Source organism: Tateyamaria sp. 7Alg 36, from assembly GCF_059882455.1.
The window spans coordinates 1,079,545-1,102,211 of sequence record NZ_CM187613.1; the positions used below are offsets into that span (position 1 = coordinate 1,079,545).

Annotated in this window: 19 protein-coding genes; 8 read left to right on the plus strand and 11 right to left on the minus strand. The window is 61.7% G+C overall.

Features of this window, described 5'->3' with window-relative positions:
• The 8 genes from AC6GQJ_RS05200 to AC6GQJ_RS05235 form a co-directional block, all read right to left on the minus strand.
• Entirely contained in the window at positions 1 to 498 is a 498-nt protein-coding gene (locus tag AC6GQJ_RS05200; protein WP_500772448.1) for a nucleoside deaminase, read from the minus strand.
• Positions 488 to 1,462 carry an ABC transporter ATP-binding protein gene (locus tag AC6GQJ_RS05205; RefSeq protein ID WP_500772450.1) on the minus strand — a complete coding sequence of 325 codons (975 nt, stop codon included), beginning with the start codon at positions 1,460 to 1,462 and terminating at the stop codon, positions 488 to 490. The genes AC6GQJ_RS05200 and AC6GQJ_RS05205 overlap by 11 nt, the downstream gene beginning before the upstream one ends.
• Entirely contained in the window at positions 1,459 to 2,454 is a 996-nt protein-coding gene (locus tag AC6GQJ_RS05210; RefSeq protein ID WP_500772452.1) for an ABC transporter ATP-binding protein, read from the minus strand. The genes AC6GQJ_RS05205 and AC6GQJ_RS05210 overlap by 4 nt, the downstream gene beginning before the upstream one ends.
• On the minus strand, positions 2,451 to 3,887 hold the full coding sequence (locus AC6GQJ_RS05215; RefSeq protein ID WP_500772454.1) for a chlorohydrolase family protein: 1,437 nt from the start codon (positions 3,885 to 3,887) through the stop codon (positions 2,451 to 2,453). Before AC6GQJ_RS05215 ends, AC6GQJ_RS05210 begins: the two co-directional genes overlap by 4 nt.
• Positions 3,887 to 5,068 (minus strand): amidohydrolase family protein, encoded by a 1,182-nt coding sequence (locus tag AC6GQJ_RS05220; protein WP_500772456.1) that lies wholly within the window; start codon positions 5,066 to 5,068, stop codon positions 3,887 to 3,889. Before AC6GQJ_RS05220 ends, AC6GQJ_RS05215 begins: the two co-directional genes overlap by 1 nt.
• A gap of 5 nt (positions 5,069 to 5,073) precedes the next feature.
• Positions 5,074 to 6,030: an ABC transporter permease gene (locus AC6GQJ_RS05225; RefSeq protein ID WP_500772458.1), complete on the minus strand. Its 957-nt coding sequence runs from the start codon at positions 6,028 to 6,030 to the stop codon at positions 5,074 to 5,076.
• A 13-nt stretch (positions 6,031 to 6,043) separates the two neighbouring features.
• Entirely contained in the window at positions 6,044 to 7,027 is a 984-nt protein-coding gene (locus tag AC6GQJ_RS05230) for an ABC transporter permease (protein WP_500772459.1), read from the minus strand.
• 73 nt (positions 7,028 to 7,100) lie between these two features.
• Complete coding sequence (locus AC6GQJ_RS05235) at positions 7,101 to 8,678, minus strand: ABC transporter substrate-binding protein (protein WP_500772460.1); 1,578 nt, start codon at positions 8,676 to 8,678, stop codon at positions 7,101 to 7,103.
• A 166-nt stretch (positions 8,679 to 8,844) separates the two neighbouring features.
• Between AC6GQJ_RS05235 and AC6GQJ_RS05240 the strand changes: the two genes are divergently transcribed.
• Entirely contained in the window at positions 8,845 to 9,534 is a 690-nt protein-coding gene (locus AC6GQJ_RS05240; RefSeq protein WP_500772461.1) for a GntR family transcriptional regulator, read from the plus strand.
• Entirely contained in the window at positions 9,531 to 10,205 is a 675-nt protein-coding gene (locus AC6GQJ_RS05245) for a flavin reductase family protein (RefSeq protein WP_500772462.1), read from the plus strand. The genes AC6GQJ_RS05240 and AC6GQJ_RS05245 overlap by 4 nt, the downstream gene beginning before the upstream one ends.
• A 99-nt stretch (positions 10,206 to 10,304) precedes the next feature.
• Here AC6GQJ_RS05245 and AC6GQJ_RS05250 read toward each other — a convergent pair whose 3' ends face one another.
• Entirely contained in the window at positions 10,305 to 14,897 is a 4,593-nt protein-coding gene (locus AC6GQJ_RS05250; protein ID WP_500772464.1) for a Hint domain-containing protein, read from the minus strand.
• Positions 14,898 to 15,416: 519 nt separating this feature from the next.
• Positions 15,417 to 16,331, minus strand: coding sequence for a pca operon transcription factor PcaQ (gene pcaQ / locus AC6GQJ_RS05255; RefSeq protein ID WP_500772466.1), 915 nt, complete (start codon positions 16,329 to 16,331; stop codon positions 15,417 to 15,419).
• 108 nt (positions 16,332 to 16,439) lie between these two features.
• Between pcaQ and pobA the strand changes: the two genes are divergently transcribed.
• From pobA to AC6GQJ_RS05280, 5 genes are read left to right on the plus strand one after another with little or no spacing between them, the layout of a single operon-like run.
• On the plus strand, positions 16,440 to 17,609 hold the full coding sequence (gene pobA, locus AC6GQJ_RS05260; protein ID WP_500772468.1) for a 4-hydroxybenzoate 3-monooxygenase: 1,170 nt from the start codon (positions 16,440 to 16,442) through the stop codon (positions 17,607 to 17,609).
• A gap of 11 nt (positions 17,610 to 17,620) precedes the next feature.
• On the plus strand, positions 17,621 to 18,001 hold the full coding sequence (gene pcaC / locus AC6GQJ_RS05265; protein ID WP_500772470.1) for a 4-carboxymuconolactone decarboxylase: 381 nt from the start codon (positions 17,621 to 17,623) through the stop codon (positions 17,999 to 18,001).
• Positions 17,998 to 18,744: a protocatechuate 3,4-dioxygenase subunit beta gene (gene pcaH, locus AC6GQJ_RS05270; protein WP_500772472.1), complete on the plus strand. Its 747-nt coding sequence runs from the start codon at positions 17,998 to 18,000 to the stop codon at positions 18,742 to 18,744. The genes pcaC and pcaH overlap by 4 nt, the downstream gene beginning before the upstream one ends.
• Positions 18,745 to 18,746: 2 nt before the next feature.
• Positions 18,747 to 19,361: a protocatechuate 3,4-dioxygenase subunit alpha gene (gene pcaG / locus AC6GQJ_RS05275; RefSeq protein WP_500772474.1), complete on the plus strand. Its 615-nt coding sequence runs from the start codon at positions 18,747 to 18,749 to the stop codon at positions 19,359 to 19,361.
• A 6-nt stretch (positions 19,362 to 19,367) separates the two neighbouring features.
• A complete protein-coding gene (locus tag AC6GQJ_RS05280; RefSeq protein WP_500772476.1) occupies positions 19,368 to 20,201 on the plus strand; it encodes a 3-oxoadipate:acetyl-CoA acetyltransferase in 834 nt (277 codons plus the stop codon).
• A 52-nt stretch (positions 20,202 to 20,253) separates the two neighbouring features.
• Here the strand turns inward: AC6GQJ_RS05280 and AC6GQJ_RS05285 are convergent, their stop codons facing one another.
• A complete protein-coding gene (locus AC6GQJ_RS05285; RefSeq protein ID WP_500772478.1) occupies positions 20,254 to 20,688 on the minus strand; it encodes a MarR family winged helix-turn-helix transcriptional regulator in 435 nt (144 codons plus the stop codon).
• A 94-nt stretch (positions 20,689 to 20,782) separates the two neighbouring features.
• Between AC6GQJ_RS05285 and AC6GQJ_RS05290 the strand changes: the two genes are divergently transcribed.
• Positions 20,783 to 22,663 carry an FAD-binding monooxygenase gene (locus AC6GQJ_RS05290; protein WP_500772480.1) on the plus strand — a complete coding sequence of 627 codons (1,881 nt, stop codon included), beginning with the start codon at positions 20,783 to 20,785 and terminating at the stop codon, positions 22,661 to 22,663.
• Positions 22,664 to 22,667 lie beyond the last annotated feature (4 nt).

A 22,667-nucleotide genomic window follows, 5' to 3' on the forward strand; every position in this document is an offset into this window, starting at 1 on the left:
TTAGACCCGCGACCGCGCGAGCGTGGCCCAATTGTTCAGGATTTGCGTGGCCTCGGCATCCAGATGCTGTTCGGCAGGCATGATCCGGTCGGCAACGGCATGGCCGCATTCATGGGTCAGCCGGTCAACATCCACCGGAAAGCGCGCCGCCTCGGGCAGGTCAGCAATTGCATCACCGGCCTGCCCCATGCCCGCCGCATAATACAGCGCCCCGATGCCCGCGATATTCATCGCCGCCACGCACAGCGCACAGGGCTCGCAACTGGAATAAAGGTCACAGCCGCGCAGGTTGACGGTTTTGAGGTTGCGGCAGGCATCGCGGATCGCCTCGGTTTCGCCATGCGAGGTCGGATCGTGGTGCATGACAGAGCGGTTGATCCCCTCGCCCACGATCTTGCCGTCCTTGACGATGACAGCGCCAAACGGCTCGGTGCCGGGCGTGTCTAGCGCCTGCGCCGAAATCTCGATGGCGCGCCGCAAAAACTGTTCATTGTACATCTGTTCTGCCTTCTTCTGCCGCGAAACAGGCAACGCGGCGATTGTGGTTTTCCTTGCTGCGCTGCGGGCGTTCGGTTTTGCACCGGTCAAAGGCCAGCGGGCAGCGGGGGTGGAAACTGCACCCCGACGGCGGCGAAACGGGCGACGGCACCTCGCCGCCCATCGGGCTGCGGTCGCGGCGCGGGGTTTCCAGATCGGGGATCGTGTCCAGCAGCAGCCGCGTATAGGGGTGCAATGGGTTCGCAAACAGATCGGCGGTGGGCTGGATTTCGACGATGCGGCCCAGATACATAACGGCGATCACATCGGCCATGTGACGCACCACGCTCAGATCATGGCTGATGAAAAGATAGGTCAGGTCCATCTCTTTTTGCAGCCGCTTCATCAGGTTCAACACCTGCGCCTGCACCGAAACATCCAGCGCCGAGGTCGGCTCGTCACAGACGAGAAATTCCGGCTCTCCCGCCAAGGCGCGCGCGATCGAGATGCGCTGCCGTTGCCCGCCGGAAAACTCGTGCGGGAACTTCAGACCGTCCGCAGGGGCCAGCCCCACGGTGCGCAACAACTCGTCCACGCGGGCCGACACCTCGGCCTCTGGCGTGTCGGGTTTCAGGGTGCGCAGCGGTTCGGCGATGATGCGCGCCACGCGCCAACGCGGGTTGAGGCTGGCAAAAGGATCCTGAAAGATCATCTGCAACCGGTCGCGATCCCCGTGGAAGTTGATCTTGCCACCAGACGGCGCGTGCAGGCCGGTGACCAGCTTGGCAATCGTGCTTTTGCCACAGCCAGACTCGCCCACCAGCGCCAGTGTCTGGCCGCGCTGGATGATGAAATCGACGCCATCGACGGCCCGCAGTGTCTTGCGCGGCTTGCGTTCGATCAGCCGGTTAAGCCATGGGGCCGACACGTCGAACCGGCGTTCAAGCGCGTCCACTTCGAGGATGGCATTGGGACGAAGGGTCATGCGGCTTCTCCGGGGTTAAGGGTGGTGCCCGCCTGCGCCAGCCAGCAGGCCGCGCCGGTGGTCGCGTCAGGGGCGATGCGCGGCACCTCGGTGCGGCAGCGCGGTCCGGCATGGGCGCAGCGCGGGTTAAAGGCACAGCCCTGCGGGATGGCGTTCAGGCGCGGCATCGACCCGGGGATCATCTGCAATTCCTCGACGTCCTTGCGCAGGGACGGGATCGAGCCCATCAGCCCCTTTGTATAAGGGTGCTGCGGGCGGCGGACGACATCGTCAACGCCGCCAATCTCGGCCAGACGTCCGGCATACATGACAGCCACGCGGTCGGCAGTTTCGGCGATCACGCCCATATCATGCGTGACCAGCATGACGGCGGTGCCCCGTTCACGGCACAGACGTTTCAGCAACGCGGTGATCTGGGCCTGAATGGACACATCCAGCGCAGTGGTCGGTTCATCCGCGACGATCAGCTCAGGCTCAGCACATAGCGCGAGGGCAATGACGATCCGTTGCCGCATCCCGCCCGAGAACTGGTGCGGATAGCTGTCGATGCGTTCCTCCACCGCCGGAATGCCCACCTCGCGCATCAAATCCTTGGCGCGTTCGCGCGCGCCCGCCTTGTCGAGGCTGGTGTGCAGGCGGATGGTTTCGACCAGTTGGTCACCAACACGGAACAGCGGGTTGAGCGAGGTCAGCGGATCCTGAAAGATGGCGCCGATACGACGCCCGCGCACGGTCTGCATCGCCTTGTCATCCAAGTTGTCGATGCGGTCCCCCGACAGGTGGATGGTGCCCGCCGCAATCCGTCCCGGTGGTTCCAGCAACCCGAGGATCGACATGCCGGTCATGGATTTACCGGCACCGGATTCCCCCACCATGCCAAGGATTTCGCCCCGCCGGATCTGGAGCGAGATATCGTCGACGGCAGTGAGCACGCCCTTTCGTGTGGGGAATTCGACGCGCAGGTTCTGCACGTCGAGAACGACATCGCTCATGGCGCGGCCCTCTCGTAGCTGGGGGTGAAGATTTCGGAAACGGGCGGGTGGCCCGCCGTGCGGTCGGGGTATTTGGCGATCAATCCGTCGAACTGCGCCTGTGCGCGGGCGGCGTCACGGGCCGCGTCCACGCCGGGGATGACGCCATCGGCCATCACCTGCCGCCCGTCGATGAACACATCGCGCACATCGCGCCCCGAGGCAGAGGTCATCAGGGTTTGCACCGGATCGGCTGTTTGCAAGGTCTGGCGCAGGTCGATCACCGCAATATCGGCCTTGGCCCCTGCGGTCAGACGCCCAAGGTCGGGGCGGTTGAGGGCATCCGCCCCGCCAAGTGTGGCCGCATCGAACATATGCTCGGCGCGGATCGCCTCCATCCCGTCAGCAATGCGGGCGGTCATCATGCCGATCTGCATGTTCAGGATCATGTCCGCCGGATGGGTGTCGGAGCCAAGCCCGATGGTGATGCCCTTGGCGCGGACGTTGGGAAAGCTGTTCAACATACCGCCGTGGCGCGCAGCGACCAGCGGGCAGTGCACCAGCGTGGCCCCTGCCCCGCCAATCAGGTCGAACTCGGCTTCGGTCGCGTGGGTGCCATGCGGCAGCAGCCAGTTATCGCGCAATGCCCCGATACGGTGCAGCCATTCAATCGGCGCGCAGCCATGTTGTTCGCGTACCAATCGCAGTTCGACCGCTGACTGGCTGCAATGCTGGCGCACGGGCGCGCCCATCTCTGCGGCGATGTCGGCGGTGCGTTTCAACAATGACTCGGTACATGTCTCGATCCGGTCGGGGGCAAACATTGCCTTGATGCGCCCGCCCGCGATGCCGTCGATGTAGCGTGCGAAATCGGCCGCTTCGTCCAGCCCTTGCAGCCCGCGCGCCTCGTCAAACACGGCGCGGATGTTGCCCGCATCATCCGTGATCTGCCCGCCCGTGCGATAGGCAGGGCCAAGATAGGCGCGCAGCCCGAGGTCTTCGGCAGCGGCGGCGGCGGCTTCGAACTCTTCCACCGTTTCGCCCCAAGCGCGGTAAAACAGCGAGGCAATAGGCAGCGCGGTGGTGATGCCGTTGCGGATCAGTTGCGCAAACGCGTGGCGTTTCTGAAAGGCCAGTTCGTCGGGGCCATACATCTCGTAAGGGCCGCGCGCGATATAGGTTTCGGGCCAGACACGCCCCTTTTTCCACGCAGGGCCGTTGTCATAGCCAAGGATCGTGGTGTCGAGATCGGACAGCGCATCAAGGTCGATGAACCCCGGTGAAATCACCGCCGCGCCATAGTCGATCCGCCGCGCAACAGGCCCGTCAAAAGACGCGCCCACATGCAGCACATCGGTGCCTTCGATTACCACCACACCGTTCTCGTGAACGACATGGCGGCCATCGCGATGGCCGATCACCCATTGCGCGGAAAGGAGCGTGCGGTCTTGCATCAGGGTGCCTCGATCACGCAGGCGCCATCGCGCGCGATAACCTCGCCGCCCTTGAGGACCAGCTTGCGCGGCGCATGGGTCACGATTGCCTCGGCAACGGTTTCGCCCTCCACCAGCAGGCAATCCGCGCGGCAGCCCACGTCCAGACCGTAGCCGTCGACCCCGATGATCGCCGCACCGCCATAGGTGCAGATGTCCAACGCCAGCGCGAGTTCATCATCGCGACGCAGGTTGTTGCGCATCCCGATATGCATCGCTTTTTCCAGCATGTCGGAGTTGCCATAAGGCCCCCATGTGTCGCGGATCCCGTCACAGCCTGCACCGGTCAGAATACCAAGGGCGTGCAGTTCCTTGACCGCTGGCACAGGTGCCGATGCAGGCGCGGTGGTGAGGATATGCATGCGGTTCTCGGCCAGTTTTTCCTGCAAACCGGCCACATAGGCGCGGTTGACCGCGCCAAGGCAGAAGGCGTGGGAAATCGACACCATCCCCTGCATGCCATGCGCGACCGTCCGGTCGATGATCTCTTCCATCGAGAACCAGCCAAGCGCGTCGGCCTCGTGCAAGTGGATGTCGATGGGCTTGCCGTGCTTTTCGGCCAGCGCGAATACGGTATCAAGGTGGCCCTTAGGGTCGTGTTCCATTCCGCAGGGGTCGATGCCGCCGACTAGGTCGGCGCCCATGGCCAAGGCTTCGTCCATCAACTCTGCCGTGCCGGGGCGGGTCATCATGCCGGACTGGGGGAAGGCGACGATCTGGATATCGACCATGCCTGCCAGCTTTTCGCGGGTGGCCATGACCCCTTCGACACCGACCAGCCCGTGATGCGTGTCCACATCCACGTGGCTGCGGATATGGGTACAGCCGTGCGACATGGCGAGGATGGCGTGCCGTTCGCTTTGAACCTGCGGATCAAGACCAAGCGAGACTTTCACCTCACGCTCGTTGTTGATCTTGTCGATCAGGCGCGGCCCGACCTCGTTATGATACCACGGCAGGCCCAGCAACGACTTGTCCAGATGGGTATGCGCCTCGACCAGACCGGGGATCAGGATGCGCCCGCCTGCGTCGATCACCTCGGCCCCTTCGGGCGCTTGGGCGACAAAAACGCCATCAGCGATGTGCAGGTCGGTGGCCGGTGCGCCCATCGGACGGACGTTTTTCAGGGTCTTGTTCTTCATATTCTTCACCGCAGTTTGGGGTTGAGCGCATCGCGCAGCCAGTCGCCGATCATATTGACCGACAGCACGATCAGGCACAGCTGGATCGAGGGAAAGACCACAATCCACCAGAGGCCGGAAAACAGGTATTGGTTGCCGATGCGGATAAGCGTGCCAAGCGAGGGTTGATCGGGTGGCATGCCCACGCCAAGGAAGGACAGCGTCGCCTCGGACAGGATCGCAAGGCCGAAGTTCAGCGTCGCCGCCACAAGGATCGGCGTCATACAATTGGGCAGGATATGGTGCAGCATGATGCGCCACGATTTCACACGGATCAGCCGCGCCGCCTGCACATATTCCTTCTTGGCCTCGACCATGGCCGACGCGCGCACCGTGCGGGCATATTGCACCCAAGACGGCACCGCGATGGCAAAGATCAGGATCGGCGCGGCCAGCACGTCCTTGAGGCCCGTGGGCAAGGACGCGGTGGCAATGGCAGTGATCAGAATGGCAATCAGGATAAAGGGCATCGACAGCAACACGTCCCCCACCCGCATGATCACATTGTCGATCCAGCCGCCGAAATAGCCCGCAATCAACCCCAACGTGAGGCCGACAGCCAGCGCCAGCAGCACCGACGCAAAACCGATAATCAGCGAAATGCGCGAGCCATACAGAACCGCCGACAGGATATCGCGCCCCTGCGTATCGGTACCCAGCAGATAGGGCCATTGGCCGCCGTCCTCCCAGATGGGCGGTATCTCGGAATTCCAAAGCTCAAGCGCGGCCAGATCATAGGGGTTCTGCGGCGTGATGAACGGCGCGAGAAAGGCGGTGACAGCGACCACCAGCAACAGCAGCGCGGCAAAGATGGCCGACGGATGCGCGCGGAAGGAATACCACAGGTCACTCTCGCGCAGGCGGGTCAGCCGCGAAGGGCGCACAGGGGTCTCGGGTGTGCTCAGGGGAAGGGACTTTTCCATTATGCTCTCCGGTTCAGCCATTGCCACGGGCACTGTCGTCGCGCAGACGCGGATCGACCCATGCATAGGTGATGTCGACAAGGGTGTTGAGGGCGACAAAGATGAAGGAAACGATCAGCAGATAGGCGGCCATCACCGGCAGATCGACAAAGGTGACGGCCTGAATGAACAGCATCCCCATCCCCGGCCATTGGAACACCGTCTCGGTCACCAGCGCAAAGGCGATGAGGTTCCCGATCTGCATCCCCGTCAGAGTAATGACCGGCATCAGGCAGTTGCGCAGCGCATGCCGCCACTGCACCCGCGCGGTGGGTACGCCACGGGCACGGGCGAACTTGATGAAATCGGCGCGCAGGGTTTCCAGCATCTCGGCCCGTACCAGACGCATGACCAGCGTCACCTGAAAGGTCGATAGCGAAATCGCAGGCAGCACCAGTGCCGCCCGCCCCGACGGGGTCAGCAATCCGGTCGACCACCAGCCGATGTCCACCGTCTCGCCACGCCCGAAAGCGGGCAACCAGCCAAGCGAGACGGAAAAGGCAAGGATCAACAGAATGCCCACCACAAAACTGGGCAGCGACACGCCCACGATGGACCCCAACTGCAACATATTGGCCAAGCGGCTGTCGCGGTACACGGCGGTGATCACGCCTGCCGGAATGCCCACGACCAGCGAGATTACCGTGGCCACCAGCACCAGTTCAAAAGTCGCTGGAAACCGTTCCTTGATCAGGACCATGACGTCTTGCTGGTTGCGGTAGGAAATGCCGAAATCCCCCTGCACCGCATTGGTCACAAATCGGGTGTACTGGGTGACAAAGCCGTCATTCAGGCCCAGCCGCTCGCGCAGTTCAATGCGGTCCTGCTGGGTGGCCTGTTCGTTGACCATCATCTCGACCGGATCACCGAAGAAGCGGAAGATCACAAAGGCCAGAAGCGCCACGGCCAGCATGACAAAGGCCGCATTGGCGGTGCGTTTAAGAAGAAAAGCGATCATTCCGGTGTCCAATCCGATGTTGCGGCGATCAGGAATGCCGGGCCGACCACGATGCGGTCAGCCCGGCAAAGCGTCAGGAGCCGGAGCCCATTTGCGCAAACCACAGGCGCGGCTTGGCGTCGGGGAACAGCGGCATCTCGGCCACATCCTCGGTCACGGCCCATGCCATGGGCTGCTGGTGCAGCGGGATCATGATCATCTCGTCCTTGACCATTTGCAGCGCCTCGGTTTGCAGCGACAGCCGCGCGTCGAGGTCAAGTTCACTGCCTGCCGCGTCAATCAGCGCGTCCAGTTCGGGATAGGACCAGCCGCCCCAGTTAAAGACGCCCGCATTGCCATCCTTGGAGTGGAAGATTTGCAGCAGAGGCGAATAGCTGTCGAGCAGCGGCAGCGTGGCCCAGCCCAGCGTGTACACGTCGGTCTTGGCATTGGTCCGCTTGGGCGATTGCACCGCGCGGGGTGCCACGTCCAGCTTGGGGGACAGGCCGATACGGCTCCACATGGATGCGATGGCCTGACAGAACTGTTCTTCGTTCACCAACCCGTCGCTAAGGCAGTTGAACTCGAACTCCAGCCCTTCGGGCACACCGGCCTCGGCCAGCAGGGCCTTGGACGCCTCAGGGTCATAACCGGGAACCGTATCCAGCGCCTCGGTATAGCCGGGGATCGGAGGGGCAATGGTGGCACCCGCCGTGCGGGACTTGCCGCGCATCACTTTCTGATGGATCAGGTCGAGGTCGATCGCCTTGTACAGCGCCTCGCGCACGGCCTTTTCCTTGAACGGGTTCGCCTCGCCGGTGGTCAGCGTGTCACGGAAGGGAAAGCCGATCATCACGGTGCGCAGGTCGACACCTTCCAGCACCTCGACATTCGGCGCAGCGGCAAGGCGCGGCAAATCCTGAACAGGCGCGTCATTGGTAAAGCTGATCTCGCCCGAAAGCAGCGCCGCCACCCGTGTCGCGGCAGAGTTCACCGGCGTCAGTTCGATGCGGTCAAGGTTGTGCTGGGGTTCATCCCACCAGTCGGCGTTCACAACAAACACGGTCTTGGCGTCGGGCTGACGGCTTTCGACGATGAACGGGCCGGTGCCGTTCGCGTTATAGGTGGCATAACCTTCGGTGCCCGCGCCCACATCGGTCGGCAGCAGCGCGTCATTTTCGGTCATCCATTCAGCGTCGAAAATATGGATGTTCGTCAGGTCGTTCAGCAGCAGCGGATAGGTGCCGTTCAGCGTGATATCGACCGTGAGGTCATCGACGACTTTTGAGCTGACATAAGCAGGCAGGTTGCCTTTCAGGGGCGATGTTTCGTGGCTGACACGGGTCAGCGAAGCAACGACATCCTCAGCCGTAAAGGGGTTGCCGTTGTGGAAGGCCACACCCTCGCGCAGCTTGAAGCGCCAAGTGATCTTGTCATCAAGGATTTCCCAGCTTTCGGCCAGCGCGGGCTCGATCTTGAGATCCTTGTTATAGCGCACCAGCCCTTCATAGACGTGGTTGAGCACGTTGATGGTGAAGCTGTCGCCGAAGGAATACGGGTCAAGCGACCCGATATCGCGGTTGGCGCCCCATTTCAGCACGTTCTCGGCCTGCGCTGCGCCTGACAAAGAGGCAACTGCCGCAGTGGCAAGCAGGAGATGTCGAAGTTTCATGTGTTTGTCCCTTTTCTCGGTGGATTGTCTCTGGCGGTCGGTAGAAATTGGATACGATGTATTTTGGATTGCACAGCGAATCCCATAACGCAAGAAAATTGTATCCAATTGACGTATCGAACTGTATGCGATAGTGATTGTGCAAATTTGATAGGCAGAGCGGACCATGAGTGAGAACAAAACGACGCTGACTGACGCGGTGCATGATTTGCTGCGCAAGGCGATCATCGAACAGGCGCTGAAACCGGGTATGCGGCTGCCCGAGGACACTGTGGGAGAGCAATTTGGCGTCTCTCGCACCATCGTACGCCACGCACTTGTACGCCTTGAACACGAGGGGCTGGTGGTCACGCGCCGCAACCGCGGCGCCTTTGTCGCCGAGCCCAGCCGCGACGAGGCCCAGCATGTGTTCGAGGTGCGACGTTGCTTGGAAAATGACGTGATTCGCCTGCTTTGTGCGCGCATGCCGGGCAGTGGCTATGACCGTCTTGAAGCGCATGTGCGTCAGGAAGAGGCGGTGAAAGGCAAGGACGGACCGGTATCGATTCGCCTCGCCGGTGAATTCCATGTGCTGCTGGCCGAACTGACCGGCAATCCGGTCCTCACCCGCTATGTCGCCGAGGTCGTGCTGCGCTGTTCGCTGATCATGTCGCTTTATGCGCGCAGCCATTCCTCGGACTGCGCTGTAGATGAACATCTGCAGATCATCGAAGCGATCCGCGCCGGTAATGCCGAACGCGCCATCGAGATCATGGAACATCACCTCGGCGCCGTAGCCGAGCGCGCCGAGCTTGCCGCCCAGCCCGATAGTATCCAATCCATTCTTTCACATTACGGCAAGGAACTGGCCCAATGACCCTGCACAACGGCTATCACGCCTTCGATTTCGCCGATCTTTCCGCCCGCGAGGCGTACAAAGTGATGATCGGCACCATCGTGCCCCGCCCGATTGCATGGGTCACCACAATCTCGCCCGACGGGGTGGTCAATGCCGCGCCCTATTCCTTTTTCAACTGTCTGTCCGCCGATCCGCCGATCCTGGCCCTCGGGGTCGAGAACAAGCCGGACCGCAGTTTCAAGGACACGGCCTATAACATACGGATGACCGAGTGCTTTACCGTCAACATCGTCGACCGCGCCAATGTCGAACCGATGGCAGTGACAGCCGCAGCTTTCCCGCCGGAAGTCGACGAATTGGAGATGGCCGGACTGACCGCCGCCCCCGGTGACCTTGTGGCCTGCCCGCGCATCGCCGAAGCGCCGGTTGCCTTTGAATGCGAACGCTACTTGGGCATTGCGGTCAGTTCCGCCCGCGAGATCATCCTTGGCCGGATCGTGCGCGCGCATATCCGCGAAGACATCATTGACCCCGACACGTTCTATTCCGATCACGAGAAACTCGACGCCTTGGGGCGGATGGGCGGCAATGGTTATTCCGGCACGTTCGACTATTTCGACCTGCCCACACCTGCGGCCGAAGACGTGCGGCCCCCAAGCCAGAAGCAGATGAAAGTCAGCAATAGCTGAACTGTGTCGGTCCGCCTGCCTAATGAGGCGGGGGCCGACCTACTCTCCGTCCACGAAACCCATGACGCAGCGCGGCTGCAGGCCGCCTTGCCCGTCCTGTTATTGCGCCGACTGGAGTGCGCTCAGGTGTTTCGGCAGAATCTTGTTGCGCGAATATGCGCGGGCCGATGGTCCGAACGCTTCTTCCGCAGGCCAGTGGGCCAGATCAGGGAACAGGGTGATCAGTTCGGTCTGCGCGCCGGAACTCAGCGCCTGATAGGCCATCGGCCCGGGGTAAAAGCTTTCGCTCGGGATGCCATTTGAGAACACCAGTTCGTGCTGGTCAAACAGGATGTGGTAGTAGGTCACCTGTTTGCAGCCCTGCATGATGCGCGCCGCACCGCCCTCCATCTTGGACAGATGGCGCGCACGCCACAGGATGTCGGAATTACCGCAGTTCGGATCGCGCAGCAGAACACCGTGCTGGGGCGACACCACCAGATCACGCGCCAGACCGAAATGCCCTGCGGCAAGACGCACGGGGCGTAGGTTTGGCGCGGCGGCAAGTTCCGCCTCGCTCAGCGTTCTGCGCCCGATCCACAAAATCGGTTTCACCCCGTTGTCGCGGGTCTGCACCAGATCACCACGGCGCAGCATCTCGACCGGCACGTCGCCACCCGGCACACGGATCAGCGTGCCGCCTGCAAAACAGACAACGCCGGTATTTTCGGCATTCAACTCGAACGGATCGACAGGCGAACCGGCGCGTTCGATCCTCAGATTGCCCGCCTCACCCAAAGACCCGTCAGCCTGATCCGCGCGCATCCACTGCAACGGAGTCTTGTAGGTCTGGGCAGGGTTGGCCGCGTTCCACGCTGCAAGGTTGTCGTCGTTGTAAAAACCCGTGAGGTCGACAAAATCATTGTCGTCGCTGACACCACCATCAATGCCCGTGGAGGTATCGAAATCGGTGATAGTGTCGGCGGAGCCATCGACGATGAACACATCCGCGCCGTCGCCGCCGGTCAGGATATCCGCGCCCGCGCCGCCATCAATCGTGTCGTCGCCCGTCCCGCCCAACAGGGTGTCGTCGCCGACTAGACCGGAGATAAAGTCATCACCGGCACCGCCGTCGATGACATTGTCCTGCCCGAAACCCGGTTCGTCCATCCCGACCAGCGTGTCGTTGAAACCCGACCCGATGATGTTTTCCAGATTGGAACCGCTGTCCCCCTGCGCGTGACCGCCCGAGAATGTCGAGGTTTCGAGGTTGACGTTCACCCCTGCGTCGGAGGCGCTGTAATCGGCGACGTCCAGACCGTCGCCACCGTCAAGCGCATCGGCGCCCGCGCCGCCGATCAGCGTGTCATCGCCCGCGCCACCCGCAATCGTGTCGTTCCCTGCCCCGCCCGACAACAGATCGTTGCCTTGGCCGCCTGTGACGATGTCGCTGCCGTCTCCGGCCTCAATGTCCAGATCACCGGTCGCCAAAGAGCCGTCGATTGTGTCATCACCCGAGCCGGTGATAAGCCGTTCAATTTCGCGGAAATGCAGTTCCTGGCCAAAGGGGTCTTCGACAACCGTACCGGATTCGGTCGTGTCGAAAGTGACGTCCAGACCGTCCGTGACCGCCCCAAGGTCCAGCAAGTCGCCCTCGGTCTCGCCAGCTTCGCCGCCAACGACATATTCCTGTCCAAGGCCATCGCCGGTCAGGGTGCTGACATCAATCGGTCCCGACGTGTAGATGCCGGTGTTGCTGCCGTCGGATGTCCCAACCCATGTGACGGTAAAGTCGCCTTCGATGGCGTTGTATTCGACGTCGACATTGGCCCAGTCAAAGTTGTCGAGGCCGGAAACCGTGTCGGCAGAGCCGTCATTGGCCGTCAGTTGCATGTCGCCGGTCAGCGGGTTACCGTTAACGTCGAACACGCGATAGTTCAGGCCATACGCGCCGCCAGAGGCCGCGTTGCCGTCCCCGTAAACCGCAACGAAATAGCCGCTGTCGCCCAGCGGTTCGATCAGGGCTGGTCCGGTATAGGCGTGATCGGGGCTGACCGCGATTGGCACGTCTTGCGCGGTGATGACCGGATTTGTGGGGTCCGAGATATCCAGAATCGTAAAGTGCGGATCATCCGCAGCACCGGTCCCGCTGTTGACCGTGCCGTTGACGTAGGACACGACGATATGGGTACTGTCGAGCGTATCAATCGTGAAGTTCGGGATGTCGTAGCTGTTCCAGCCATCCACGGAATAGCCGTCGCCGGTCAGGTCGATGTCACCTGTCAGCGGCGTGCCGTTGGCGTCGAAAATCCGGCCTTCCAACTGCATTGTGTTGGTGTCGTCGGAATATCCGTTGTTGATCCAGATCCCCATAAAGTTGCCATCGTCCATGGCGACGATCTGGGCGGGGGATTCATAGGTTGTGGTGTCGGTGGCCTGAAATTCCGTGACTGGCACGACCGTGTTGCCCGCCGAATCCAGAATCGTGAAGACGGGTTCGTTGCCGCCAACCTCTCCGGCGTTGCGCACATAGGTGACGACAACATTGCCGTTTTCTAGCTGGACGATCTCCATATTGGGAACGTCAGCGGTATTGGTGCCGTCAACGGAAACGTCGCCCACAGGGAACTGGCTGGTGAATGTACCGGCGTCGGGGTCATAGATGCGCCCGAACAGGTCCATATTGGTGGCGTCGCCGGTCGCGTTTTCCGACCACACGAACATGATGTCGCCATTGTCCAGCACCGTGGTGACCGGTGGCGACTGGTAGGTCGATCCGTCAATCTCTGGGATGGTGGTCGTGCCTTGCACGATGTTCACACCGGTATCTGTCGGCTCCACAATCGCGAAAACAGGCCGTTCAGCGCCAGAACCCGCATCGCCACCGCTGATGACATAGGAAATAACAACATTGCCATCGGGCAGCATGTCGACGTCCAGACTGTCCCAATCGAACCCGTCATAACCGTCGACGGCGGCAAGCGCGTTCAGGCTGATCTGGTCGGTGGCAGGGCTTCCGTCGGCATTGTACAGACGTGTCTGGATTTCGGCATTGGTGCTGCCATCCGTGACCGCATCGTTGATCCAGATGTACATCGTCTTGCCATCGGCAAGCGTCACAATCTTTGGCGGCGACTGATAACCGGTCGTGTAGGTGTTCAGCGCCTCGACATGCCCATCGAAGTCGTCATAGCTGCCGCCGACCCGCGCGGACAACGCGCTGTCGATGTCATCAAAGATAAATCTGTCATCACCGGCACCACCGAAAAGGCTGTCTGCCCCCTCGCCGCCGTCGATGACGTCATCGCCATCACCACCGTCGATGCTGTCGTGTCCGGTTTCGCCATAGATCGTGTCGTCGCCGTCGCCGCCGTGGATCGTGTCATCGCCCCCTTCTGGCGGTGGGAACATGCCATCGGCCCAATCCCCTGATACCGGCGAAAAGCCGTTGTTGTCGCCCGAGGAAAACTGGATCTCGAAACTCTCGATCCCGCTGTCGTTGTTATAGACGGTTTCGCGGAACTTGCCGGTGCCGGTCGTATCGGTCGGGATCAAGAATGTATCGCCGTCCGAACTGCGCACCAAGGTCATCTGGATGTCAGTGAAGACGGTCCCGTCATTCATGATGAAGGTGACGTAGGTCGGGTTGATGGTCTGGATGTCCAGCGGTGCAGGGTCATCCAGTGCCTGCATCGTGTCATTTGCACCGCTGACGGCCGAACGCTGCACGGTGACATAGCCGTAGACGTTCTTTTGCGCGCCGGTGAAATCAATCTCGGTCAGCGAGACCGAGCGGTCTGTTGTCGCGCCATCCTGCGAGAATGTGGTGTTGTCCAGATAGGTGCGCGCGGCGCCTTCCATCGAAGGAATATCGTTGCCGAGGTAGAACGCGTCGGTCGAGAAATCCCATTCCCCATCCGAAACAACGCCCCCTACACGGTCAATACCCGCACCGGTCGATCCCGGCCCCACTGGGGCCGCAGCACCGCTGGCAGTGGCAGTGTCACCCGCATCGCCATAAATGACGTCGCTGCCCGACCCGCCGTAAATCGCGTCACTACCGCCGCCCGCATAGATCGTATCATCGCCGCCATTGCCGTGGATGACATCGGCGGAATTGGTGATCTGGTCGCCATCCTCGTCGGTAAAGCCGACGCCCATCTCCTCGCCGCTGTTCGTGCCGTCAATGCCGTCGGTAGAATCGACCCCTGCGGTGAACTCGGCAAAGTTGGCGTCGTACCGGTCCGGCGACATGGTGCTCGTTTGGTCGTGTACGCTGTCGATTGTCAGGGACCGGATCGGACCGGCCTCAAGCTTGGCCTGATCGGCGTCGAAGGTTTCCTGCGGAAGAAGGTAGAGATCGCCGTTCGAATCCTGAATCACATTGATCCGCAATGTGTCGGTCGTCCCGTCCATATAGGTGACCGTCGCATTGTAGATAACGACCGCATCAACGATCAGGTCGGGGCCGCCATCAATGGTGAACGTGTCAGAGACCGTTCCGTTATTGGCGTCATAGTCGCTGCTGCTTGACCCTGCTGCCGCACCAGTCGACCCTGGTGCCCACGACCGCACATTAGACGACAGCGGCTGACCGGCATCGCCATATGTCAGACCGTTAAGCGCAGCCGCATTGCCGGAATTGGTGCCCGCTTCGTCCTGATCAAGGTCGACAGCGTTGCCAAGGTAAAGAACGTCGAATGTGGTCGCCATCTTAGCGTGCCCCCGTCAGGACACTCAGCCGTGTCGATGTAAATTCTCCCGACGCAACGCGGCGCGTGTCAAAAGCGTTGCCGCCCAGAAACAAAGATGTAGCCCCAGCAGAGGAAGCATTCAGAACTGTCATTTTACGCGCCTTTAGTGTCGTCAGGATGGACGGGCGGTGCTGGCAGCTGGGCCCCGTATCCAAGCCTGTTGGTCCGTGAAATGTCAGGGTTTGTGGCGCAGCGCCGACTAGGGCGTCTTGGTGTGCTGCAACCCCATACATTCGCGGGACCGGATTCTTTCTTCGAAGGACAACAACAATGTTGACCGAGGTTTTCTGAGACCATCGGGTTAAAATCAGGTGGAAATGCGGCGGGTTAGAGGTGTCTTAGGTGCTTTTTCATGCACGGCTTTGCCATAATCGGGGCAATGCGCTGGTCAAATCTGCGTAAAATTCGAAGCTGTGCAGCGCCCCCACCGTACGCGGGATAGAGGCCGTTTGATGATCAGGCGCGGCCTTGCGCGTGGCTACCCCTCGAACGCCTTGGCGACGTCGGACAGGGCCGCGCGGAACAGGCCGACGCGAGGGGACGGGGTTTCTTCGGAACGCGCCATGATGCCCACCGCGCCTTCGGTCGGGCCCATATCGATGTCCAGCGCAACAAGGCGCCCCGCGTCAAGATCATCCGCCACCACCCCGCGCGAGATGAACCAGACCGGCTGTAACGGGCCCAGCGTCATCGCCCGCCCGAATGCGCCGGACACACATTCGATCCGGTCGCCGAACAGGGCCAGACCGCGCGACAGCATCAGCCGCGCCACCAGCGGCCGGATGGCCGAGGCTTCGGGCGGATAGATAATCAGATCGTCGGCGATCTGCTCAAGCCGTGTGGCGCGGCGTCTGGGATGGTCGGGGGCGACCACTGCTACCACCCGTTCGGTATAAAGCGCGGTAAAAGACAGGCCCCGCATCGTATCCGCCGCCCCCAGACGCCCGATCACCAGATCAATGTCGCCACCGCGCAGCCGGTCCGTCAGAAAGCCATGCGCGCCTTCGTCAATGTGCAGGATCGTGTTCGGAGACACGGCGCGGAACCGTTCGACCGCTTTGGGCAACACCTGCGCCGCAACACTGGGCAGCGCCCCGATCTTCAGCACCGCGCCCCCCGCCGCACTAAGGCTCGCGATACTGTTGATACCCTGTTGCAGGGCCGCGCTGCTTTGTTCGGCATATTGCAGAAACACCTGCCCCTCGGGCGTCAGGCGCACCCCTGCCCTGTCCCGCGCCATCAGCGTCACGCCAAGGATATCTTCCAGATCGCGCAGGGTTTTCGAAATCGCGGGCTGCGTCAGGTTCAACTGCTCTGCCGCCAGCTTCATCCGTTTGGCACGGGCGATGGCCACAAAAGCCTCCAGATGGCGGAACTTGATCCTGCGGTCCATATACTTTCCAATATGCGTAACTAAACGCGCCTATATATCAATTTACTTTCGAATTAAATACATCAGAATGCCCCTCAAGACCCATCATGTGTGAAACGGGGAGGCACCATGAAAACCCAAGTAGCCATCATTGGCGGCGGCCCTTCCGGCCTGCTTTTGTCCCAGCTTTTGCACACACGCGGCATCCAAAGCGTTGTTCTGGAACGCAAAACCAAAGACTATGTGCTGGGCCGTATCCGTGCAGGTGTGCTTGAACGGGGCCTTGTCGATCTGATGGACGAGGCTGGCGTCGCGGACCGTATGAAGAAAGAGGGCTTTGTCCACGACGGCACGCTGATCTCTTACGGGGACGAGGCGTTCCGCATCGACTTTGCCGAACATACTGGCCACAGCGTCATGGTCTATGGCCAGACCGAAGTGACGCGGGACTTGTATACCGCGCGCGAACAATCCGGCGGGCTGATCGAATTCAACGTGGATAACGTGGTGATCACGGGGGCCGACACCGACGCCCCCCGCGTCAGCTACAGCGTTAACGGCGAACCGCGCCATATCGACTGCGATTTCGTCGCGGGCTGTGACGGGTTCCACGGGGTCAGCCGCCAGACGATCCCGTTGGACGTGCGGCGCGAATACGAGAAAATCTATCCCTTCGGCTGGCTTGGCATCCTGAGCGAAACGCCCCCCCTGAATCACGAGTTGATCTATGCCAACTCGGCCCGCGGCTTTGCGCTTTGTTCGATGCGCAATGAAAAGCTGAGCCGCTATTACATCCAGTGTTCCCTGTCCGACAGCCCCGACAACTGGACCGATGCCGCGTTCTGGGAAGAACTCAAACGCCGCATTCCGTCCGATCATGTGGATAAGCTGGTGACCGGCCCGAGCATCGAGAAATCCATCGCCCCGTTGCGGTCCTTTGTGACCGAACCGATGCGGTGGGGGCGGTTGTTCCTGTGCGGGGACGCGGCCCATATTGTGCCGCCCACGGGAGCCAAGGGGCTGAACACTGCCGCCTCGGATGTGCATTACCTTTATAACGGGTTGCGCGACTTTTATGAAAACAACAGCACCGATGGCATCGACAGCTATTCCGCCAAGGCGCTGGCGCGGGTCTGGAAGGCCGAACGGTTCAGCTGGTGGTTCTCGTCGCTGATGCACCGCTATCCCGACCAGTCGGAATTCGACCTCAAGATGCAGATCGCGGAACTTGAATTCCTGCGCAGCAACGCAGCGGCGCAAAAGGCCATGGCAGAAAACTATGTAGGGCTGCCCTACTGATGGAGCGTGAGATGACAAACAGATATGATACCGGCATGCAAACGCGGCGGCAGGTGCTGGGCGATGCGCATGTGGACAAGGCCGAGGCGAACAAGGTCGATTTCGACGCGCCCTTCCAGACCATGATCACCGAAGGCGCGTGGGGCACCTTGTGGTCGGACGACACGATCACGCGGCGCGAACGGTCGATGCTAACGCTGGCGTTGCTGGCCGCCACCGGCAACTTCGAAGAAATTCCGATGCATATCCGCGCCACACAGAACACAGGTGCTGCGCCGCAGGATGTGCTTCAGGCCTTTATGCATGTGGCGGTTTATGCTGGGGTGCCAGCCGCCAACCACGCGATCAAGCTGGCCAAACAAACCTATAAGGAACTGGGAGTAGAGATATGACCCTGATCAACAAACCGGCCCCCACGGGCGGCTTTGTGCCCCGCGACCGCGACTGGCATCCCGACGCGCTGACCCCGTGGTACAAGACCAGCGTCAAGCGCAGTCCGCAGGCCGCTTTACTGTCCTTTCCCACCACCCTGTCCGAAGAAACCGCACCGGTGTTCGGCCACAACATTCTGGGCGAGTTGGATAACGATCTGATCCTGAACTACGCCAAGCCCGGTGAAAGCGCGATTGGCCCCCGCATCATCGTGCACGGCCGCGTGCTGGACGAGATGGGGCGCGGCGTGCCCAATGCGCTGGTCGAGTTCTGGCAGGCCAATGCCGGCGGGCGCTATCGTCACAAGAAAGAAAGCTATCAGGCCGCGCTTGACCCGAACTTTGGCGGCTGCGGGCGCACGATCACGGCCGAGGACGGATCTTACGAATTCCGCACCATCCAGCCTGGTCCCTATCCGTGGCCCAACGGGATGAACGACTGGCGTCCGGCGCATATCCACTTTTCGATCTTCGGCCATGGCTTTGCCCAACGCCTGATCACCCAGATGTATTTCGAGGGCGACCCGCATATCCCGCTGTGCCCCATTGTCGGCGTGCTGAAGTCGCAAGAGGCGATTGATGCGCTGACCGCCCCGCTGGACATGAACCGCACCGTGCCGATGGACAGCCGCGCCTTCAAGTTCGACATCGTCCTGCGTGGGCGACGCCAGACCTATTTCGAGAACCGCAAGGACGGGATGTAATCATGGTACAGAAACTCGACTATTTGCGCGAAAGCCCAAGCCAGACCGCAGGCCCCTATGTGCATATCGGCTGCACGCCGAACTTCACCGGCATCGACATCTATGGCGGCGACCTTGGCACCGCGATGAAAACCGGCCCCGTTCAGGGACAAGAGATCACGATCACCGGCACCGTTTTCGATGGCACCGGGACGCCGCTGCGCGATGCGATGATCGAAATCTGGCAACCCGATGCGGCGGGCCTGTTCCCGTCTGCCAATGAAACGCGCGGCACGGCCGATCCGAACTTTACCGGTTGGGGCCGCTCCCCCGGAGATATGGAAACCGGCGAATTCCGCTTTGACACCGTGAAACCCGGTGCGGTGCCGTGGCCCGATGGGCGGATGCAAGCGCCCCATATTACGGCGTGGGTCGTGGCGCGTGGCATCAACATCGGCCTGCACACCCGCATCTATTTCGAGGACGAGGAAGAGGCGAACGCCGCCGACCCGATCCTGTCGCGGATCGAACACCAGAACCGCGTGCCCACCCTGCTGGCCAAGAAAACCGGCGACGGCACGTACCGTTTCGACATCCATCTGCAAGGTCCGCAAGAGACCATCTTCTTTGACATCTGAGGTTATATGACCAATCCATGCATCATCTGCGTCGCGATCACAGGGTCGCTGCCGACCAAAGAAAACAACCCCGCGGTGCCTATCACCGTCACCGAACAGATCGAAAGCACCCAAGCCGCTTTCGAGGCGGGGGCCAGCATTGCCCACTGCCATGTGCGCGACGACGACGGCAAGCCGACCTCGGATCCCGACCGCTTTGCCGCGCTGAAGGAAGGGCTGGAAAAGCACTGCCCCGGTATGATCGTACAGCTGTCGACCGGCGGACGGTCCGGCGCGGGGCGTGCGCGTGGTGGCATGCTGCCCCTGCGCCCCGACATGGCGTCCCTGTCGGTCGGGTCGAACAACTTTCCCACCCGCGTCTATGAAAACAGCCCCGATCTGGTCGACTGGCTGGCCTCGGAAATGCTAGAATATGACGTAAAACCCGAAATCGAAGCCTTCGATCTGGGTCATATCGTGCAGGCCACCCGCATGGCGGCAGACGGTCGCCTCAAGGGGCCGCTTTATGTGCAGTTCGTGATGGGGGTGAAGAACGCGATGCCCGCGGACGAGCCGATCTTTGACTTTTATATCGAGACGCTGAAGCGCCTTGCGCCGGATGCGCAGTGGTGTGCCGCAGGCATCGGCCCTGCGCAGTTGACGATCAACGAATGGGCCATTTCCAAGGGCGGTCACACCCGCACGGGGCTCGAGGACAACGTGCGCCTTGACCGCGACACACTGGCCCCGTCCAACGCCGCTCTGGTGCAGCGTGCCGCGGACCTGTGCGAGAAATACGAGCGCCCCGTCGCCACATGGCAGCAGGCGCGCGAGATTCTGGGACTGCGCAGCGCCGCCTGAGTTTACCCCGACGCACCGGCCCCGTCACAGGATCGGTGCGCAACTTGGCGCTCTACCCCTCGGGGCGGAGCGCCTTTGTCATCAACGCCAACAGAGTCGCTTTCTCGCTCTCCGACAGTTCTGACAGGATATCGCCCTGCAAGGCGACCACCACAGGGCGCAGCGCCGCTAGTTGGTCCCGTCCCTTCTGTGTCAGGTTCAGCCTGAAGGCGCGGCGATCCTGATCATCAGCCGTGCGCGTCACAAGCCCCTTCTGCTCGAGCCGCTTGATCACCCCGCCGATGGTGGCGCGGTCATAGGCGATGCGCCGCGCCACCGTGGCTTGGTCAAGGTCGGCCTCGGCCGCCATCGTGTTCAGGGCGGCGAACTGCACCGATGTGAGATCAAACCCGTGCGCCTTCATCCCGTCCTGAAACACGGCTGTGCTGTGCTGTTGTAGTCGCCGGATCAGGTGGCCAGGCAGGTCGAACAGGTCGAGTTTATCCATATCGCGCCCCAGATAGTATGCACACTTACGATATTGACAGGGCAGCCCACTGTCCAGCATATAGTAAGCGCACCTACCAAATGGGGCGACGGATATGCAATACCACCTAAACGGCTTTTCCACCGGCGATCCCCGCGTGGCAAATGCCGCCGCCCCCCTGCCTCGGAACGGCGACAAAGTCGACGTGCTGATCGTCGGCTGCGGCCCTGCGGGGCTGACGCTGGCGGCGCAACTGTCGGCCTTTCCCGATATCTCCACCCGCATTGTCGAACGCAAATCCGGCCCCCTCGAAATGGGTCAGGCGGACGGCATCGCCTGCCGCTCGGTCGAGATGTTCGAGGCGTTCGGCTTTGCCGAGCAGGTGATGCAAGAAGCCTATTGGGTGAACGAGGTGGCCTTTTGGCGCCCCCAGCCCGACGGCCACGGCCTGCACCGCGCCGACCGCATTCAGGATGTCGAAGACGACCTGTCCGAAATGCCGCACCTGATCCTGAGCCAAGCGCGAGTGCACGACTTCTACCTCGATATCATGCGCCGGTCGCCGCGCTGTCTGGAACCGGATTATGGTCGCACCCTGATCGACCTGCGCACCGATCTGGGGGGCGACTATCCCGTGACGGCCACTTTTGCCTGTGCCGAAGACGGCGCGCGCACCGAAATCATCCGCGCCCGCTATGTGGTGGGGTGCGACGGGGCGCGCAGTGCGGTGCGGACCGCCATGGGCCACAGCCTCAAGGGCGACTCGGCGCGCCAGCTTTGGGGCGTGATGGATGTGCTTGCCGTCACCGACTTTCCCGATATCCGCCTCAAGGCGGCGATCCAGTCCGCAGACCACGGCAGCCTGCTGATCATTCCGCGCGAGGGGGGCTATCTGGTGCGTATGTATATCGAACTCGACGCGCTGCGGGGCGACGAACGGGCGGCGGATCGCGGTGTCACCTCCGACATGCTGATCGCCAAGGCCCGCGATATCCTCGCCCCCTTTAAACTTGAGGTGAAAGAGGTGGCGTGGTGGTCCGCCTACGAAATCGGGCAACGTGTCTGCGACGCCTTCGACGATGTGCCCGAGGCCGAGCGTGACAGCCGCACGCCGCATGTGTTCATCGCCGGTGACGCCTGCCACACCCATAGCCCCAAGGCGGGCCAAGGCATGAATGTGTCGATGGCCGATACGTTCAACCTCGGCTGGAAGCTGGCGGCGGTTCTGCGGGGACAGGCAACGCCCACCCTGTTGCACACCTATTCGCAGGAACGCCGCGCCAAGGCAAAGGAGTTGATTGATTTCGACCGCGATATGGCGCGCCTGTTCAGTGCCAAACCCGAAAGCACCGAAGAGGCGGCGCAATTCCAACGCTATTTCAAGAAACACGGGCGCTACACCGCTGGGGTCGAAACGCGCTATGACCCGTCCCTTATCACGGCGGCGGATGAGCATGCCCACCTCGCCCGAGGTCTGAGGACCGGCATGCGGTTCCATTCAGCCCCTGTTATCCGGCTGGGCGATGCAAAGCGCATGCAATTGGGCCATACGATCAAGGCCGATGGCCGCTGGCGTCTGTTTGCCTTTGCCGGTGCGCAGGACACGGGCCAAGGCGGGGGCGCGGTTGCGGGCCTGTGCGCGTTCCTTGAACGGCATCCGGACAGCCCCGTGGTGAAATACACACGCAAAGGCGCAGATGCGGATAGCGTGTTCGATCTGCGCGCCGTGTTCCAGACCAGCCACCGCGACCTGCCGCTTGACGCCCTGCCCTCGCTGCTGTTGCCGCGCAAGGGGCGCTATGGGCTGATCGACTATGAAAAAGTGTTCTGCCCCGACCTGACGCACGGCCCCGATATCTTTGAGTTGCGCGGGATTGATCGCGCACGCGGTGCACTGGTGATCGTGCGACCGGACCAGTTCATCGCCAAAGTCCAGCCGCTAGAGGATTTCGCGGGGCTGGCGCAGTTCTTTGACGGGTTCATGCGCCGCCCCTAGCGCA

Coding starts and splice junctions, on each gene's coding strand:
- AC6GQJ_RS05220 (WP_500772456.1), bottom strand. CDS start 5,068: ATGAAGAACAAGACCCTGAAAAACGTCCGTCCGATGGGCGCACCGGCC.
- pcaC (WP_500772470.1), top strand. CDS start 17,621: ATGACAAACAGATATGATACCGGCATGCAAACGCGGCGGCAGGTGCTG.
- pcaG (WP_500772474.1), top strand. CDS start 18,747: ATGGTACAGAAACTCGACTATTTGCGCGAAAGCCCAAGCCAGACCGCA.
- AC6GQJ_RS05200 (WP_500772448.1), bottom strand. CDS start 498: ATGTACAATGAACAGTTTTTGCGGCGCGCCATCGAGATTTCGGCGCAG.
- AC6GQJ_RS05230 (WP_500772459.1), bottom strand. CDS start 7,027: ATGATCGCTTTTCTTCTTAAACGCACCGCCAATGCGGCCTTTGTCATG.
- AC6GQJ_RS05210 (WP_500772452.1), bottom strand. CDS start 2,454: ATGAGCGATGTCGTTCTCGACGTGCAGAACCTGCGCGTCGAATTCCCC.
- pobA (WP_500772468.1), top strand. CDS start 16,440: ATGAAAACCCAAGTAGCCATCATTGGCGGCGGCCCTTCCGGCCTGCTT.
- AC6GQJ_RS05240 (WP_500772461.1), top strand. CDS start 8,845: ATGAGTGAGAACAAAACGACGCTGACTGACGCGGTGCATGATTTGCTG.
- pcaH (WP_500772472.1), top strand. CDS start 17,998: ATGACCCTGATCAACAAACCGGCCCCCACGGGCGGCTTTGTGCCCCGC.
- AC6GQJ_RS05215 (WP_500772454.1), bottom strand. CDS start 3,887: ATGCAAGACCGCACGCTCCTTTCCGCGCAATGGGTGATCGGCCATCGC.
- AC6GQJ_RS05245 (WP_500772462.1), top strand. CDS start 9,531: ATGACCCTGCACAACGGCTATCACGCCTTCGATTTCGCCGATCTTTCC.
- pcaQ (WP_500772466.1), bottom strand. CDS start 16,331: ATGGACCGCAGGATCAAGTTCCGCCATCTGGAGGCTTTTGTGGCCATC.
- AC6GQJ_RS05205 (WP_500772450.1), bottom strand. CDS start 1,462: ATGACCCTTCGTCCCAATGCCATCCTCGAAGTGGACGCGCTTGAACGC.
- AC6GQJ_RS05235 (WP_500772460.1), bottom strand. CDS start 8,678: ATGAAACTTCGACATCTCCTGCTTGCCACTGCGGCAGTTGCCTCTTTG.
- AC6GQJ_RS05285 (WP_500772478.1), bottom strand. CDS start 20,688: ATGGATAAACTCGACCTGTTCGACCTGCCTGGCCACCTGATCCGGCGA.
- AC6GQJ_RS05290 (WP_500772480.1), top strand. CDS start 20,783: ATGCAATACCACCTAAACGGCTTTTCCACCGGCGATCCCCGCGTGGCA.
- AC6GQJ_RS05280 (WP_500772476.1), top strand. CDS start 19,368: ATGACCAATCCATGCATCATCTGCGTCGCGATCACAGGGTCGCTGCCG.
- AC6GQJ_RS05250 (WP_500772464.1), bottom strand. CDS start 14,897: ATGGCGACCACATTCGACGTTCTTTACCTTGGCAACGCTGTCGACCTT.
- AC6GQJ_RS05225 (WP_500772458.1), bottom strand. CDS start 6,030: ATGGAAAAGTCCCTTCCCCTGAGCACACCCGAGACCCCTGTGCGCCCT.